General features: G+C 51.5%; 14 protein-coding genes. 3 read left to right on the top strand and 11 right to left on the bottom strand.

Going from position 1 to position 16043, the window contains the following annotated elements:
* Positions 1-10: 10 nt before the first annotated feature.
* Complete coding sequence (locus tag SATMO3_RS04730) at positions 11-1273, bottom strand: TolC family protein (RefSeq protein WP_371378216.1); 1263 nt, start codon at positions 1271-1273, stop codon at positions 11-13.
* Positions 1274-1570: 297 nt separating this feature from the next.
* On the opposite strand from SATMO3_RS04730, the gene SATMO3_RS04725 reads away from it, so the two are divergent.
* From SATMO3_RS04725 to SATMO3_RS04715, 3 genes are read left to right on the top strand one after another with little or no spacing between them, the layout of a single operon-like run.
* Positions 1571-2242, top strand: a complete 672-nt coding sequence (locus SATMO3_RS04725; protein ID WP_371378213.1) for a response regulator transcription factor — start codon at positions 1571-1573, stop codon at positions 2240-2242.
* Positions 2239-3768 carry a sensor histidine kinase gene (locus tag SATMO3_RS04720; protein ID WP_371378210.1) on the top strand — a complete coding sequence of 510 codons (1530 nt, stop codon included), beginning with the start codon at positions 2239-2241 and terminating at the stop codon, positions 3766-3768. Before SATMO3_RS04725 ends, SATMO3_RS04720 begins: the two co-directional genes overlap by 4 nt.
* A 56-nt stretch (positions 3769-3824) precedes the next feature.
* A complete protein-coding gene (locus SATMO3_RS04715) occupies positions 3825-3989 on the top strand; it encodes a DUF1540 domain-containing protein (RefSeq protein WP_371378207.1) in 165 nt (54 codons plus the stop codon).
* Positions 3990-4036: 47 nt separating this feature from the next.
* On the opposite strand, the gene SATMO3_RS04710 is transcribed toward SATMO3_RS04715, so the two are convergent.
* The 10 genes from SATMO3_RS04710 to nikB all read right to left on the bottom strand — a co-directional run bounded on the left by SATMO3_RS04710 (position 4037) and on the right by nikB (position 16039).
* Complete coding sequence (locus SATMO3_RS04710) at positions 4037-4783, bottom strand: formate dehydrogenase accessory protein FdhE (protein WP_371378204.1); 747 nt, start codon at positions 4781-4783, stop codon at positions 4037-4039.
* Entirely contained in the window at positions 4783-5442 is a 660-nt protein-coding gene (locus SATMO3_RS04705; RefSeq protein WP_371378202.1) for a formate dehydrogenase subunit gamma, read from the bottom strand. Before SATMO3_RS04705 ends, SATMO3_RS04710 begins: the two co-directional genes overlap by 1 nt.
* Positions 5435-6247, bottom strand: a complete 813-nt coding sequence (locus tag SATMO3_RS04700; RefSeq protein WP_371378199.1) for a 4Fe-4S dicluster domain-containing protein — start codon at positions 6245-6247, stop codon at positions 5435-5437. Before SATMO3_RS04700 ends, SATMO3_RS04705 begins: the two co-directional genes overlap by 8 nt.
* 1 nt (position 6248) lies before the next feature.
* A complete protein-coding gene (gene fdnG / locus SATMO3_RS04695) occupies positions 6249-9236 on the bottom strand; it encodes a formate dehydrogenase-N subunit alpha (RefSeq protein ID WP_371378196.1) in 2988 nt (995 codons plus the stop codon).
* Positions 9237-9419: 183 nt separating this feature from the next.
* Positions 9420-10751, bottom strand: coding sequence for a hypothetical protein (locus SATMO3_RS04690; RefSeq protein WP_371378193.1), 1332 nt, complete (start codon positions 10749-10751; stop codon positions 9420-9422).
* A 170-nt stretch (positions 10752-10921) separates the two neighbouring features.
* Positions 10922-11878, bottom strand: a complete 957-nt coding sequence (locus SATMO3_RS04685) for an ABC transporter ATP-binding protein (protein ID WP_371378190.1) — start codon at positions 11876-11878, stop codon at positions 10922-10924.
* The gene (locus tag SATMO3_RS04680) at positions 11868-12656 is read right to left on the bottom strand and encodes an ABC transporter ATP-binding protein (protein WP_371378186.1); all 789 of its coding nucleotides are present in this window, start codon (positions 12654-12656) and stop codon (positions 11868-11870) included. The genes SATMO3_RS04685 and SATMO3_RS04680 overlap by 11 nt, the downstream gene beginning before the upstream one ends.
* A 21-nt stretch (positions 12657-12677) precedes the next feature.
* Complete coding sequence (locus SATMO3_RS04675; protein ID WP_371378183.1) at positions 12678-14249, bottom strand: ABC transporter substrate-binding protein; 1572 nt, start codon at positions 14247-14249, stop codon at positions 12678-12680.
* 26 nt (positions 14250-14275) lie between these two features.
* A complete protein-coding gene (nikC, locus tag SATMO3_RS04670) occupies positions 14276-15097 on the bottom strand; it encodes a nickel transporter permease (RefSeq protein ID WP_371378180.1) in 822 nt (273 codons plus the stop codon).
* The gene (gene nikB, locus SATMO3_RS04665) at positions 15098-16039 is read right to left on the bottom strand and encodes a nickel ABC transporter permease (RefSeq protein WP_371378177.1); all 942 of its coding nucleotides are present in this window, start codon (positions 16037-16039) and stop codon (positions 15098-15100) included.
* Positions 16040-16043: the final 4 nt, after the last annotated feature.

Here is a 16043-nt window from a genome sequence, read left to right as displayed (position 1 = left end):
TTCCTGCCCCCTAGTCCATGCCCATGGCATTTTCTAATTTTGCCTTGTAGGTCACATAATCGTACTGTGCGGTAATATAATTGTTCTTCGCTGTTGTCAATGCCAGCTGGGCATCGATAACATCCAGCAAAACGCCTTCTCCCACCCGGTATTTAGCCTCGGCGATAAAATAATCCTCTTCCGCCTTATGTACGGCCAGTTGCGTTGTCTCCATCCGCTTCTCGGCTTCCTTCACACCGAGGTAATATTCTTTTACCGCCAATTCCGCCGCATCTTCCTGGGCTGTCAGCTCCAGTTGGGCGGTGTCGACATCGCTCAAAGCTTGCTTAACTTTTCCCCTGGTGACATGACTGTCAAACAAATTCCAACTGCTGGTCACGCCGACATAGACATCCTTATCATCCTTGGGCAATACACTGTCGCTCCAACCGGTTCCCGCGGTAAGCGACACCGACGGTTTCTTATCCGCCTTGGCAACATCAACACTTTTCTCGGCCGCATTAATGGCAAGCCGGTACTTTTTCAGATCGGGACGCTGCTCCTTGGCAAGAGTTACGCACTCTTCCATCGTCCGGGTTACAGGCACATACTGAAATTCGTCAACAAACTCTATCGCTTCGGCGCTTTTCCAGCGAATCATGTTTTTGAAGGTATTAACCGCCACCGCATGGGAATTTTGGGCCTTTATCAAGGTCTGCTGGGCATCTGCCAGCTCCACTTCCGACCGCAGAACATCAGCCTTAGCCACATTGCCGGCGCTGTACTGGGCCTTGACGTCTTTCAGGTGCTGTACATAGTTATCGACAGTTTCCTGATCGACCGTCTGCGTCTTGTGGGCTTCAATCACATCATAATAGGCGGCCGTGGTGTTTAGTTTCACGTCCTGCCTGGTTTTTAGCAGGCTTAGGCCCGCCATCGACACATCGGTTTTGGCAATCTCGATGTTGCCTTCATTCTTGCCGCCGGTATACAGGGGCAGTGACAGCGTAAGATTGCTGGTACTGTTGTTTGCTGAATCGCTGACCCGTTTTAGATAAAAGGTATTGGACGCATCAATGGATAGCCCCTGGCTGCCCTTTGTGCTCTCCAGCGCATATTCGGCCTTTTTTTCACTGCTCAGAGCCTTCTTAATATCCAGATGATTCTCCAGCGCCATATTAACAGCCTGTTCCACGGTGAGGGGAGCGGCAAAGCCCGTCGCAGCCTGAACCAGTAAGTATAGCCCTAAAATGCCGGAACTCCCCTGTTGTATGTACTGTTTCCACGAATTCATGCAAATCCCCCTTATGTCATGGGCTCCAGGCATTGTCATACCTGCCCTGTTGTTTGGAAACTGTTGAGCATTAATCTAGTTGTAATAGTAACATACTAATGTTACTAATTTGTTACGGCAGCAGCGGAAAATCCATCCTTTCAGGTTTTGAGCACAAGCATCGCGCCTGCCGGTTCTTTTCATTCCGCTCGCTTCATATTAAAATAATTATATAAAGTAGACTTAGCCTCAGGTGAGGTTTTAATCTCACCTGAAGCTAAGTCGCCGGATAAACAGAATGCAAAAGGAGACCGCCTTATGGCCAAAACCGTTTTAGTTGTTGATGATGAGCTGCGCATGCGGAAGCTGGTTGCCGATTTTCTTATCCGCGACGGGTATCATATACTGGAAGCTGCGAATGGGCAGGCGGCCTTAGAGCTCTTAGCCCGTGAAAAAGTCGATTTAGTCATTCTTGACATCATGATGCCGGTCCAGGATGGCCTGACAGTATGCCGTGAGCTCAGGAAAAATACTGCCATTCCCGTTATTATGCTGACTGCCAGGGAGGACGAAGCCGATCAGCTCCAGGCTTTTGAGCTGGGTGCCGACGAATATGTTGTCAAGCCCTTTAGTCCCAAAGTCCTGACAGCGCGGGTAAATGCACTGTTTCGCCGGCTGGATCAGGATAAAGAGGCAACCGCCGGCACCGGCGGTTTGGCGATTGACAGAGCGGCCCGTCAGGTATCAGTCAATGGCCGGCAGCTTGAGTTGAGTCCGAAGGAGTATGAACTTCTTACCTATTTGGCGGATAACACGGGGACCGCCCTAAGCCGCCAGCAAATCCTTGATCAGGTATGGACCTATGATTATTGCGGCGACCTCAGAACGGTTGACACGCATATCACCAGGCTGAGAACCAAACTGGGCGGCGAAAGCTCTTTGATCCAGACCATCCGGGGCTACGGTTACCGCTATGAGGCTAAAAAATGACAACATCCATTCGCACCAAGCTTTTTCTTGTATTAAGCGGCCTGGCCCTGTTTTTCATCTTGATCTCTTCAGTGCTTACCGGGTTTGGCCTGGAAAAATTTTATATCAGCCAGAAGCGGGACAGCATTATTGCCAGCAGCCGGGTTATCGCCGAACTGTATAACAATAATCCCGGCGAAATCTCGCTGGAGCTCGAACGGACAGCCAATACGCTGGGTGCGGCCATTCTAATTTTTGCTCCCCAGGGTGCCATTAAATACAATTCGTTCGGCCGTATGGTAACTGACCAGCCACCCGCTCCGATTAATCCGCCCAATACCCAAACCTCGTCCCCAAGCCGCTTTCGCGTGCCGCCCAACTCTTTTCAGCTGGTGAAGAACAGCCAGGCCATTGATGACCAGACTGTTTTGGAAACTCAGTTTGATCAGTTGTTAAAAATTGATTTTTTGGTACTGGAGCGCCAGTTGGCCAATCACGATATCCTGATCATCCGGCAGCCCTTGGCGCCCGTGTCGGAAAGCGCCATTGTCACCGCTCAGTTTTTGGCGTTCACCGGAATATTGACCCTCTTGGCAGGCTGCGGCTGGGCTTTCTTCTTTGCCAAAAAGTTTGCCGCCCCTATCCTGGAACTTAACCGCATTGCTCTCGGAATGGCCCGGCTTGATTTTTCGCAAAAATGTACGGTTAACCGCAATGATGAGCTTGGTCAGCTGGGCATAAGCATCAATCATTTATCCGGTCAGCTGGATGCCGCCATCTCGGAACTGAATAAGAAAAACCGGCAGTTGCAGGCCGATGTGGCCAAGGAACGCGCCCTGGAAAAGATGCGCAAAACTTTCGTGTCCAATGTCTCTCATGAACTAAAAACCCCGCTTGCGCTCATCCTTGGTTATGCGGAAGGCCTGAAGGAAAATATCGCCGGCGACGAGGAAGATAAAAACTTCTACTGTTCGGTCATTATGGACGAGGCGGGTAAAATGGATAAACTGGTCAGGGATTTGCTCAATCTGTCCCAGCTTGAATCCGGCCTCTTTCAGATTAATAAAACGGATTTTAACCTAACCGTCTTATTACAGGATATGGCGAAAAAATACCAGTCTATCCTGACGGACAAAGGCATTATGCTGGAGCTTAACGCGGCCGGTCCGCTCTTTGTCCACGCCGACGCCCTGCGGACCGAGCAGGTTCTCTACAACCTTCTGACTAACGCCATGGAACATGCTAGAGACGCTAAGCTAATTCGCATCCAGTCCCGGGAGACCGGTGACAAAATCAGGATATGCATCTATAATTCCGGCCTCCCTATACCGGCAGACAGCCTGGATAAAATCTGGACAAGCTTTTATAAGGTCGACGAAGCCCGCACGCGGGAGTATGGCGGCTACGGGCTGGGCCTCTCCATTGTGCGCGCCATTCAGGAGCAGCATGGCAATGGCTATGGGGTGGAGAATACAGCAGGGGGGGTTCTGTTCTGGTTTGAGCTTTGTAAAGGTACAATGCCAACTGAACAGGCGGATCACACATAATTTTTCCCCGTAGTGTCATACTACATTTGCACTTTAAAAAGTGGAGGTGAATATGTATGACGTTATCAGGTGTAAAATGTACAGTTTCCAACTGTAAATACTGGAAGTCAGGCGAGAATTGCGATGCTTCCGCCATCCAGGTTAATGTTGATGGCGGCGGCGCAAGCGCACGGCAAAGCGAGCAGACCAATTGCCAGACCTTCCAGTCGAAAAATTCCTAAGTCACAGCAAAAGCGCCAAGTATGAACTTGGCGCTTTTGTTATTTATTTATGATGTAGCCCGCTGTGAACGGAAGTTGTCCAGCCATCTGACAGCCGCATAGTCAAGCGGCAGGGTTGTCAGCGCAGCTTGCTGCCACCCGGGACGCACAGCCATTTGCCGCAGATCGGCGGTTTTGATATAGCCATGACAGGTAAGACACACGGCGGCCGACCAGCCGGGAAACTCCTCAGCAGTTAATACTCTCAATTGTTCAGGCTGTTCTTCCCCGCAAAAGGCACAGCCAATTCGTTTGAAACGCCAGTGTGTGAAACAACTGCCGCATACCAGGCTGCGCTGTCCCCCTTCGCCTTCTAAGCTGGCAAACGCGGGCAGTGTTCCGCACACCGGGCATTCCCTGTGCTGCCAGTCGGCTAACGGTATATTTTTAGCCACAGTCTCGGCCGCTCTGGCCAACGCTGTCTGACAAGCCAAATGTGACCAGGCTTCACCCAGCTTAGCGGCAATACCGTTTTCCTGCCACAAAGCGCCGGCTGCTTGTTCTGCTAAATAGTGAAGGATCAATTGCTCGGCAGCATCCTGTGTCAAATCCCGGCCCTGCTCATGTCTGGCGATTCCAATTAAGAAATAGGCAGCATCCGTTACCGGGAATTCTGTTTCGTCAATGGCCGGCTGGCCTGACTTAAGCCGCCTTCTCCAAGCCGCCGCTTTTCTTTCGTCAACAGGCGCCGCGGCAATGCAACTTAGCATTTTGTCAAGCACATGCAAAACCTGCGTAACATTCTGTCCAGTCATTATTTACTTTTCTCCTCTCCGGCAACCTCGCGATACCATTTGGCATGATGCGCTTTGGCGAAAGCACGGGTTACGGTGCCCCGCAGCATGCCATTGATGGCTTCCTTAGACCCCGGATGCAGCAGCCCCAGATACATATGGGCAATAACAACAGCCGCCATCAGGAGCGCCAGTAAATTATGCAGGGGATACGCCCAGCGGACGATGCTCAGCGGCATGGCATCGGCAAACCACATCATCAGGCCTGTCGTCATTAAAAGAGCGCCGCCTATCAGAATAAACAGCGAGTTAACTTTTTCACCGGAATTAAACCGGCCCTGCTCCGGCAGATTGGCATGCCCTCCCAAAAATTCTTTGGGAAATTCTTTTAAAAAGTCGAAATCTACTTTCCCCCAGGTAGTAATGTCTTTAAGCCACCGCCAGAAAGCTTTATGATCACCAAGAACAAAAATCAGCACAGTACCAAAGGAGAAGACAACGCCGGCTAGCTTGTGGATGATGCGGGCATTCTGCACCCCGCCGAATAACGCCGACAAAAACAGAAATTTGTGGGACATAACAATTAAGCCGGATAGCAGCAAAGTAAAGAAACTGGCAGTATGCACCCAGTGCGCAACCCGTTCAGCTGGTGAAAACCGGAGGATACGGTCATTATCCATGCTTACTCACCCCTTTATCGTTTGAACTGCCGGCATCATGCGCATTGTTCTGCCCTCTGGTCTTGATAAAGCCAACGGCAGTTGCCAGTAACGCACCGGCAATGGCGAAACCGCCAAATGGACGGATAACATCTTTCCAGGCATCGACAGAAAAGGGTACTGCCGGATCTGCCGGCAAACCATAATACTCCGGTTTTCTTAGCAGGATATAAGTAAAGTTTACGCCGTTAAGCTGAGGGGCAGCATAGAGCACAGCCTGCGAATGGGTTTTCTTAACCTGTTCAAACCGTTTTTGGGTCAAAGCCATAATCTCCTCGCGTCTGCCGTACACCAGCGCCTCGGGCTGGCAGGTCTGCACGCAGGCCGGCTTTAGGCCGTTCAGAACCCGGTCAGGACAGCCGGTGCATTTATAGGCTTTATTGGTTTTAGGATCAACCCGTGGTATATGGAAAGTGCAATTGGTTACGCAGTAACCGCAGCCGATGCATTTTGTATGGTCTATAACCACAAATCCCTGCTCGGTATGGGCTATGGCCTGATGGTTGCAGGCTTTTTCACAGGCCGCTTCCCCGCAATGCATACACTGTTCTTTCCGGAACAGCCACTCTACCTTGTTGTTTTCCCAGGCTTCCTTAAAGGCGATATAGGTCCAGGTCCTGGGAGTAAAATCCTGGTGAGTCTGGTAGCTGCTGGTCAGGGTCGTTTTTTCCGCCGGCAGCGCATTCCATTGCTTGCAGGCAATCGAGCAAGCCTGACAAGCAGTACATTTCGATGCATCGAATAATACGCTCATGCGTTCCGCCATGTTACTTCACCTTCCTTACATCAACCAGCTGCGCTTTAAATTCCGGCGTTCCCGACGGCGGATCAAACGAGGCATGGGTAATAACATTGACACTCGGACCTGTGCCCAGACCGGCAAAGCCCCAGCCAAACGGCATGCCGACGGTGTGGGTTTCCTTACCGTTTATTAATAGCGGCTGAATGCGTTCAGTGACCATGGCTTTGACTCTGACGGCGCCCCGCGCCGAAACCAGCTCTACCAGCTCACCATTTTTGATATTTAACTTTCGCGCCAGTGCGGCGCCTATCTCCAGAAAAGCTTCCGGCATAAACTCGACCAGCCATGATAAATTGCGGGTCAGCGAGCCGCTGCAGAAATGTTCGGTTCCGGAAGCATAACTTGTGAGCACATACGGGAATTCACTTACGGTGCCGATGGTTTGTTTTCCTTTTAACGCCTGGCGGACTTTAGCCAGCGGATTGGTGGCTACCCTGGGATGCAGCACATTAGACGTGGGACTCTCAATCGGTTCATAAAACTCAGGCAGCGGTCCGTCAGGACAAACCCCGGATATAGCCTGGGGCATAGCGTCTCCGGCCGGTTTACTGGTATAGGGGGCCGTAAATAGCCGGGCCAACCGTTCGGCATTCATACGGAAGGCCGTTTTGCCCTCCGGCGTGTCAGGTCCTTTAGACCGGTCAACAACATCGGGAACATCATTGCCTGTCCACTGTCCCTTCCCGCTATCCCACCAAATGAGCTTACGGGCGTTGTCAAGCGGCTGCCCCTTATCGTCACAGGAGGCCCGGCTATAAAGAATACGGATATTGGCCGGCCAGGCAAAAGTCCAGCCGGGAAAAATCCCCAGACCGCTTGGATCTTTGCCGTCCCGCCTGTAGGCTAAATTGCCATTGCCGTAGACCCCGGAATAAATCCAGCAGCCACAGGATACATCACCGGCCGGCGCCGCCAGATATTCGCCTAAAGTAGTCAGTAGTTTTCCTGTTTTCACATTATAGCCGTTGATTTCTTTCAGTACGTCTGCCGGGTCCGGCTCGTGGCCATAGTCCCAGGCCGCATGTAAAATGGGAGCATCTTTGGGCTGGGTGCTGCCGGCGTAGAGTTCACGGACTTTCCTGAAAATCAGGTCAAAGATGTCCAAGTCGGATTTACAGGAGCCCTCCGGCTTCAGGGCCGCCGGCTTCCACTGAATCCACCGCCCGCTATTTGTCAGACTGCCGGCTTTCTCATAGAGGAATGCCGCCGGCAGAAAAATCACTTCTGTTTTAATATCTTCCGGTCTGCTGCCCGGAGCCTTCCAGAAAGAAGCCGTCTCGGTTTCGAACAGGTCTACGTTGACCATCATGTCAAGCTGCTCCAGGGCCGCCCGCACAATGTGATTGTTAGGGATGCTGACCATAGGGTTGATACCGACATTTAACAGCATTTTAAACTGGCCGTTGGCCATATCCTCCAGCATGGGAATATAGGTAATGGCTTTGCCGGTTTGCATACGGGGCAGGTACTGGTAGCAGAAATCATTTTCCGGCGCAGCTTTGCTGCCGAACCAGGATTTCAGCAGCGAAATGAGATGCTTGCGCGCTGCCGCACCATATTTAGCCCCATAGGCGGCGGTATCTTTTTCGCTGTCAGCAGGTGTACTGATGTAGCCGGGCAGTGTTGTCGCCAGGTTGGAAAAATCCGTGGAGCCCTGTACGTTCGGTTCACCGCGCAAGGCATTGACGCCACCGCCCATCAAGCCGATATTGCCGAGCAGCAACTGGATAATGGCATAACAGCGAATTCCCTGCGTACCGGTGGTATGCTGCGTCATCCCCAGTGCATACATAATGGTGCCAGGCCTGTCTTTTGCCATAGTCTGGGCAATCTGCCTGATGGTTTCGGCCGGAATACCCGAGATAGCCGCGCCGGTTTCGAGCGTGTACCGCTTAAAGTGTTCTCTCATCAGGCTGAACACGGTGCCCGGCTCATCTAACGAAGCCGCTTTGACCGGCTGGCCGTCTTCGCCCAGCACATAACTCCAGGAAGCTGGATTGTAACTGCTTTTAGCGCTGTCAAAGCCGGAAAACAAACCGTCGCTGAACGTATAGTCCGGGTTTACTTTGCAGGCGGCGTTGGTAAAACGGGTCACATAATCCAGATTATAAAGCTTGTTCTCCAAAATATAATTAATAATAGCTGCCAAGTAAGCAATATCTGTACCAGGCCGGATCTGCGCGAACAGGTCGGCTTTGGCCGCCGTTCTGGTAAAACGGGGGTCTACAACAATAATTTTGGCGCCTTTCTCCTGCGCTCGCAGCACGTACTTCATGGCAATCGGATGATTTTCCGCTGCATTGGAACCGGCAATCAAAAACCACCTGGCATTTTCAAGGTCTGTCCAGGAGTTGGTCATAGCGCCACGGCCAAATGAAGGTGACAAACTTGTCACCGTCGGAGCGTGTCAAACACGGGCCTGATGTTCGTTATAGTTACTCCCCATCAGGCGGATAAATTTCGTCATGATATAGCATTCTTCATTATCAAGCTCGGCCGAACCCAATAGTCCCAACGCATCGGTACGGTTGCCGCTTTCTATCCAGTTGGCGTCGCGAACCGATACAATCTTTCTGGCAATCTTATCGATGGCCGAATCCCAGGAAATTTCCTGCCACTCCTTGCCTCCTGGCGGACGGTACATAGGCTTGACAATCCGGCGCGGATTATCGCGTACCTGCCCCAGGGACGCGCCTTTGGGGCAAAGACTGCCTTTATTGGTGGGATGATCCGGGTCGCCTTCCAGATTAATCAGTTTTTCATCCCGGACATGAAGGATAATCCCGCAGCCGCCTGAGCAAAAGTGGCAAATGCTCGGATACTCGGTGGCGTCGCGCAGTTTCAGATTGTAGCCTGACGCCCTGGCATGTTCGGTATCAAAATCAAAGCCAGACGTCAATACAGCCACTGTTGAAAGCGATAGCTTAAGAAACCGTCTTCTCGATAAAGTCATCCAACACCCCTCCTGGTTCATTATCTCATTCTAAAAACAACTATTCTCCGTTAATTTGAATATTTCGATAGAAAATAATGAACTCCTGGCGACAAATATCTTACATCTTTGTCATAATTGGTCACAAAAAGTCATGAAAGCAGAAACGGTTCCGGGCTAACCGGAACCGTTTCTGCTTTCATGTTAGAATTTAATGTTGGTAACCAAATGATAAGATGGCTTATAGTCGCCAAAGCCGGCTTTATTTGCATCATAGGGTTTCAGATTGTAATAGCGGGCTTCCACATTGGCGTTTTTGGCATACACATACTGTACACCGAAACCATAGCCTTTGGCGCCGGCGCCGCCAATGCCATTACCGCCGGAGACTATTAAGGTGCCCGGATTATTGGCTGAATCAACTGCATAATTCCCCAGGCTCAGATAATCAAAATTAACGCCAAATGTACCTGGTTTGCTGTTGTCAATACCTTTCCATTGCACCCGGCCCCAGTAACCATGTTTTTGGGCATTCGCCGGCAATTTGCCGTCATTGTTCTCAACATATTCACCGGTAACAGTAACGTCGCCTGTCTGTGTTTTAAAACCATATGCCGTTTGATTAAAGTTATAGCCCGCAGAATTAGTCATGGTATCCAGGTGCGCAACCGTCAGATTGGTATTCAGACCGACTTTGACATTCAGGTTTGCCAGGCTGGCATTGATCGTAGCTGCACTGCCTGTATAGGCGGCCAGATCACCATAACCGGCAGATAATTGGCTATTTCCGAAATCATAGGTCGCGTAAGCCCCGTCAATAGAGTTGCCGTCCCAGATAATTCCCTGGCCTAATGAAGGTAAGATACGGCCCAGGACAACATTTGTCTGCTTGTTTGTCCATTGCAGTTCAGCCCGTTCAAAGGCCGGACTGACATAAGCTGAGGTTTTGCTGGTGCCATTGACAGTTCGCTTATTACTGGTATGGGTTGCCGTGATGCGGCTATTGAACTTAACATTCTCGGTAACATCGGCCGCAATATTTACTCTTACGCGTTCCTGCAAGCGTGTACCGGCGGCCGTATCACTGCTTTTTGCTTTTTGATCCCAGTTAGTCTGGTAGCGGATACGAACATCACCGCTGGTGATTTTGACCGGCGACACGTTCTTTTCCAGCTTGTCCAGCCGTTTGCCAACATTACTTGCTTCATTGCCAGTTTCACTCAGGCTAAATTCGGGCGCAAATTCCTCTTTAAGCTTGGCCAGCGTGGCCTGGGCCGTCGCATCAGCATTGGCTGATTTTGCCATGGCTTTAGCTACAATAGCGGCCATTTCGCAACGGGTCAAAATGACATTTTCCTTGTAGGCGCCGCCGCCGAAGCCTTCGACGAGACCGGCATCGGCCAACTGGCTGAGAGCACTATAAGTCCAGTGTTTTTCCGGCACAACAGCAAAAAGATTCGCCGGTGCGGTCAGGGCCGTACCGGCCATGCTTAAACTGAATACGGCGCACAGAGCAATAATCGTTTTCTTTTTCATGACATCTCCCCTATCCCTTCCGATAATATAAGTTTGCAAACGCTGACACCTTAAACCCGGATGAAAGTTACTTTAAATGTGCTTTCAACCAGCAACTCTCCGTTTAGGGCTTTAAAGAGACAAAATCCGCAAGTACATTTTAGCCTCCTTTGCGGGGGCTAATTATAAATTTATGAAACAAAATGACAGGCAGCGCTGTGGCCTTTAGAAAGCTCTGTAAGCACCGGCTTTTCTTGCCAGCATATCTCCCTGCTTTCCGGGCACCTGGTCTGAAACGGACACCCTGGCGGCAACGCGAGAGGACTTGGTATCTCCCCCGCCAGCGGCCGAACCTCTGCCGCCCCTTTTTTCCTCACCGGGAAAACCGCCTGCAGCAGCGCCTGCGTATAAGGATGCTTTGCTTCATTCAGCGCGCTGCCCGCAAGCACCTCGACGATATTGCCGAGATACATAACGGCGATGCGATGACTGATCTGCGATACCAGAGCCAAATCATGACAGATGAAAATCATAGCCAGATTCTTTTCCTGTTGTACTCTGACCAGAAGTTCCACGATTTTTCTCTGCACGGAAACATCCAGCGCACTTGTCGCCTCATCACATACGAGGATTTCCGGTTCAATCGCCAGCGCACGGGCAATCCCGATGCGCTGACGCTGCCCGCCGCTCATATTGCCGGGATAGCGGTCGGCAAATTGTTCCGGCAGCTCAACCAGGCGCAAAAGTTCTTCCGCCTTTTGCCCTGCCTCGCGGTCTTTTACCAGCTTGAAGTTGCGCAGCGGTTCGCAGAGGATGTCTTGTATCTTCATCTTCGGATTGAAAGCCTGCGCCGGGTCCTGAAACACCATCTGGATATGCCGCCGGCTCTGCCGCATACGTTCTCCCTTGAGCCGCGTAAGATCCTCGCCCCGATAGCAGATAGCCCCGCTTGTCGGCGCATACAGCTGCATGATCAGTTTGACGAGCGTACTTTTGCCGCAGCCGCTTTCACCGACAACACTCAGTGTTTCTCCCTGATAAAGCGACAGCGATACATCATCGCAGGCTGTCAGCATGCGCCCGTCGGCTACCGGGAAACGTTTTACGACATGCTCGATTGTCAGGATTTCTTCTTTCTCAGCCGACATATCTTTTCCCTCCGACCTGCGGTACCGCAGCTAAAAGTTCTTTGGTATACGCCGACTGCGGCCGGGAGATAATCTCGTCCGTTCCGCCGGATTCGACGACTCTTCCTGCTTGCATGACGATCAGTTTATCCGACATATAGGCTGCCACTCCAATATTATGGGTAACAATAATGATTGCCGTTTTATCCTTCCGGCAGATCTCCATCATTTCCTTTACCACTTGCGCCTGCGTCGTCACATCCAGGGCCGAGGTCGGCTCATCCGCCAGCAGCAGGCGCGGTTTGAAAAACATGGCCATGGCCACACCGACACGCTGGCGCATGCCGCCGCTCAGTTCAAACGGATAGCTCTTCATAATATTTTCCGGGTTGGGCAAGTGCATCTTCCTGAGCATGTCCTCTGCGGCCCTGGCTGCTTCCTGTTTGGTCAGCGGCGAATGCTCGCGGATATACTCTACGAATTGGCTGCCGATACGCCGGATTGGATCCAGCATATTGCCACTGTCCTGAAAAACCATGGCAGCCTTTGTTCCACAGAGGCGGCACCACTCGGCAGGCGTATTCTCCAATACATTCCTGCCTTCAAAAAGTATCCTCCCGCCAGTCACACGCCCCTCATGCGGCAGGCAGCCCAGGATGGCGCGAATAACCGTTGTCTTGCCGCTGCCACTTTCTCCCACAATTGCCAGGATTTCTCCTGCATCGAGCGATAAATTTACATTCCGGACGATTTCATGTTCCGCGTAGGATACCGAAAGCTCCGATACCTCTATCAACATCTCAGTTCTCCTTCACGCGATCTATTTTTTTGCCGGTCTAATCTTATTGGTCAGCCAGTAATAATCGGACGGATACATCTTCGCGCCTGCAATCGAGGTCGAGCTGATGATGTTGGTTTCCGGATAACCCAGGAAAAGAGCCGCGCCATCGTTCATGATGATCTGCTGAATGTCGACGATGAGCTGACGGCGCTTTTGATGGTCGAACTCTGTGGAGAGCTGGGCAAACTTCGCATCCAGCTCCGGATTACTATAGCCTGAGCCATTCTGGGGGTTATCGCCGTTTTTATTCGTTCGCCAGTACCAGTTCAAAAAGATCTCCGGATCACCGGTATTTGCCGTCGTGATATTCGATATCAAAAGGCCATAATCGCCGTTAATCCCCATTTTGTCGATCAAATTATAATCTACTGTCTTGATTTTTACATCAAAGCCAACCTTCTTCGTATCTGACTGCACGGCCTCAGCATAAATCGGCAGCTCCGCGCGGCTGTTGTACACTACAAAATCTACAGTGAGCTTCTTGCCGTCCTTTTCGAGTATGCCATCGCCGTCCGTATCTTTCCAGCCGGCTTGAGCCAAAAGCTGTTTCGCCCGTTCAACATTGTAGCTGTTCGGATCCTTGAGCTGGTCAAAGCCGTAATCCATAGACGGCGGTACAGGCGCCTTGCCTTCAATAAAAGTTCCTTTCAGAATAACCTCATTGTACGCCTTTCTGTCGCAAGCGCTGATGAAAGCCGCACGAACCTTGGGGTCGCCCAGGACTCCCTGCTGGCTAATACGTGCAAGTACTGTGCGCAGCGAGGAAATTCTGTCGATATGAAACTTTGCGGTATCATTAAAGAGGCCGATGTCGCCTGCTGCAATGTTAACTGCCATGTCTACCTCGCCGGACTGCAGAGCCATCGCCCTTGTGTTCGGATCGTCAATGGACGGGATCTCAACTGTTTCATACGGCACTTCGCCGTCCCAGTAGTGCGGATTTTTTACCATGACCGCTTTATCCTTGACGAAGGACTGGCACATATAAGGACCGGTGGTAATCGGACCTTCTTTGGCAAAATTACGTCCTGCTTCAGCCGATACATCTACAATCAAGAAAAGCGGATCGGCTAAGAATCCCGGCATATTCGGCTCCGGCTTTTCCGTACGGATGGTAAGCGTCTGACCGTCAGCATTCATGTCCTTATACTTAAAGAAAGTCGTCGCGCGCTTATTCTTGGCAAAGGCTCTTTCCAGAGAAGCCTTGACAGCGGCAGCATCCAGCGACTTTCCGTTTGAAAATTTCACCCCGTCTCGGATTTTGAAGGTCCATGTCAAATGATCAGCGCTGATCTGCCAGCTTTCAGCCAGCCACGGCTGTACATTCATTTTTTCATCAAATTTTGCCAGGCTTTCCCCCATGCCATAACGCATGACCACCCAGCCAAAATAATTTTCCGTCGGTTCCAGCGAATCCGCAAAATTTGTTACACCAATTTTCAGTGTCTTTTTGTCGGCTTCCTTTTTACCGCTGCCGCCGCAGCCTGCCATAAAGACCGCCGACATGCAAATCATCAGCAACACACAAATAAATCTTCCCAAGCCCTTCATAAACCTCACCCTTTCTATGTTCTCACTCAGTTTGCCCGCTGCGGATCCATGATGTCGCGCAGGCTGTCTCCCCAAAGGTTAAAGATTGCTACAACTGCCAGAATCGCAGCCCCCGGATAAATCATCAGCCAGGGAGCCGTCTGGATATGCTGTCTGCCCTCGTTGAGCATAAGCCCCCATTCCGGTGTCGGCGGCTGCGCGCCAAAGCCCAGAAAGGACAATCCGGCAAGTTCCATGATCATCGTACCGATATCCATGGCGGCCGTCACAACAATGGTTGGCAGGATATTCGGCAAAATATGGCGCCAAAGGATGTGGAGCGGTCTTGTTCCATTGGTTACGGCTGCCGCGATAAAATCACGTTCACGCAGCTTCAGGGTAAGGCTGCGTCCCAAACGCGCATATTTTGTCCAGCTCACGGCCGCCAGCGCCAGAATTGTATTGAGTATATTCCCGCCCAGCATGCCGGCAATGGCAATAGCCAGCACGATGCCCGGAAAAGCCAGCATCATATCCACAATGCGCATAAGCACTGTATCCACCTTGCCGCCCGAGTAGCCGGCGACCACACCAACGAATGTCCCTATCACCGAAATAATGGCGACTAGCGATAGCGTCATTAAAAGGGAGGTCCGCGTCCCGTAGAGAATTCGCGATAAGCAGTCACGCCCGAGCTTGTCCGTACCGAACAGGTGCTCCGCCGACGGCGCCTGCAGCGACTGCCGCATCACCGCATCATACGGGTCGTAAGGAGCCAGCCATGGCGCCAATACCGCCAGGCCTGCAATCATTAGAACCAAAAACGTAAACAGTCCAAACAGGAATTTATCTTTTGTCCAAAACGACACTCAGCGCCCTCCTTTCTTCAGCCGCGGATCAAGATATGTATAGGAGATATCAACCAGCAGATTAATCCCCATATACAAAACAGCAATCCAGAGGACAAAGCCCTGTACCAGCGGATAATCACGCATCTCTATGGCATGTACAGCCATCTTGCCAAGTCCCGGCCAGGAGAAGACCATCTCAATAACAGCCACGCCGCCCAACAGCCAGCCAATCGACAGGCCCAGGAGCGTAATGAGCGGCAGACATGCATTCGGCAGCACATGCCGCCAGAGAATTTTCCGCATGGGAAAGCCTCGCGTCCGGGCACCAATGATATAATCCTGTCCCAGTTCCTCCAAAACCGCCGTACGCACCTGCCGCGTGTATTTAGCCGACATCGCAATGGCCAGCGTTAACGCGGGAAGCACCATCCGGTCCGGCGACACCACACCGCCTGCTATCGGGAAAAGCCTCAGCTTCAGCCCCAAAACGTACAGCAGGATAAGCCCTACCCAAAAGCTCGGCATAGACACGCCTAAAAACGAAATGCCGCGAATCAGATAATCAGCGGTACGGTTTCGATATACCGCCGACAGGATCCCGCACGGAACCGAGATCAACAGCATCATTACCAGAGCCGAGCCTGCCAGTACCAACGTTCCCGGCAGGCATTGCCAGAGCCGGTCGGCTACCGGCATCTTCGCCGAATAGGACATGCCCATATCCCCCTGCAAAACACCGGCAAGCCAGCGGACGTACTGTACATGAAACGGCTGATCCAGCCCCAGCTGTGCCCGCGTCTCGGCAATCGTTTCCTCCGAAACAATGGTATCGCCCACCTCCAGCAGCATCTCTACCGGATCTCCCGGCGACAGATACATCAGACAAAACGTCAGGAAGCTGACACCGAGAAGAGTAATAACCATCTGCGCCAAGCGATGCACAAGCTCTTTTCTCTTCAAATCA

It is taken from the genome of Sporomusa aerivorans (genome assembly GCF_041428895.1).
In the GTDB taxonomy this organism is placed as follows: domain Bacteria; phylum Bacillota; class Negativicutes; order Sporomusales; family Sporomusaceae; genus Sporomusa; species Sporomusa aerivorans.
The sequence above is the reverse complement of the archived record's forward strand: the minus strand, read 5'-3'. Positions and strand labels throughout refer to the sequence as shown.

What these genes read in the sequence shown, in the direction of transcription:
- SATMO3_RS04675 (WP_371378183.1), bottom strand. Translation starts at nt 14,249, where the DNA reads ATGAAGGGCTTGGGAAGATTTATTTGTGTGTTGCTGATGATTTGCATG.
- SATMO3_RS04680 (WP_371378186.1), bottom strand. Translation starts at nt 12,656, where the DNA reads ATGTTGATAGAGGTATCGGAGCTTTCGGTATCCTACGCGGAACATGAA.
- SATMO3_RS04685 (WP_371378190.1), bottom strand. Translation starts at nt 11,878, where the DNA reads ATGTCGGCTGAGAAAGAAGAAATCCTGACAATCGAGCATGTCGTAAAA.
- SATMO3_RS04705 (WP_371378202.1), bottom strand. Translation starts at nt 5,442, where the DNA reads ATGGATAATGACCGTATCCTCCGGTTTTCACCAGCTGAACGGGTTGCG.
- SATMO3_RS04715 (WP_371378207.1), top strand. Translation starts at nt 3,825, where the DNA reads ATGACGTTATCAGGTGTAAAATGTACAGTTTCCAACTGTAAATACTGG.
- SATMO3_RS04725 (WP_371378213.1), top strand. Translation starts at nt 1,571, where the DNA reads ATGGCCAAAACCGTTTTAGTTGTTGATGATGAGCTGCGCATGCGGAAG.
- SATMO3_RS04710 (WP_371378204.1), bottom strand. Translation starts at nt 4,783, where the DNA reads ATGACTGGACAGAATGTTACGCAGGTTTTGCATGTGCTTGACAAAATG.
- SATMO3_RS04690 (WP_371378193.1), bottom strand. Translation starts at nt 10,751, where the DNA reads ATGAAAAAGAAAACGATTATTGCTCTGTGCGCCGTATTCAGTTTAAGC.
- SATMO3_RS04700 (WP_371378199.1), bottom strand. Translation starts at nt 6,247, where the DNA reads ATGGCGGAACGCATGAGCGTATTATTCGATGCATCGAAATGTACTGCT.
- SATMO3_RS04730 (WP_371378216.1), bottom strand. Translation starts at nt 1,273, where the DNA reads ATGAATTCGTGGAAACAGTACATACAACAGGGGAGTTCCGGCATTTTA.
- SATMO3_RS04720 (WP_371378210.1), top strand. Translation starts at nt 2,239, where the DNA reads ATGACAACATCCATTCGCACCAAGCTTTTTCTTGTATTAAGCGGCCTG.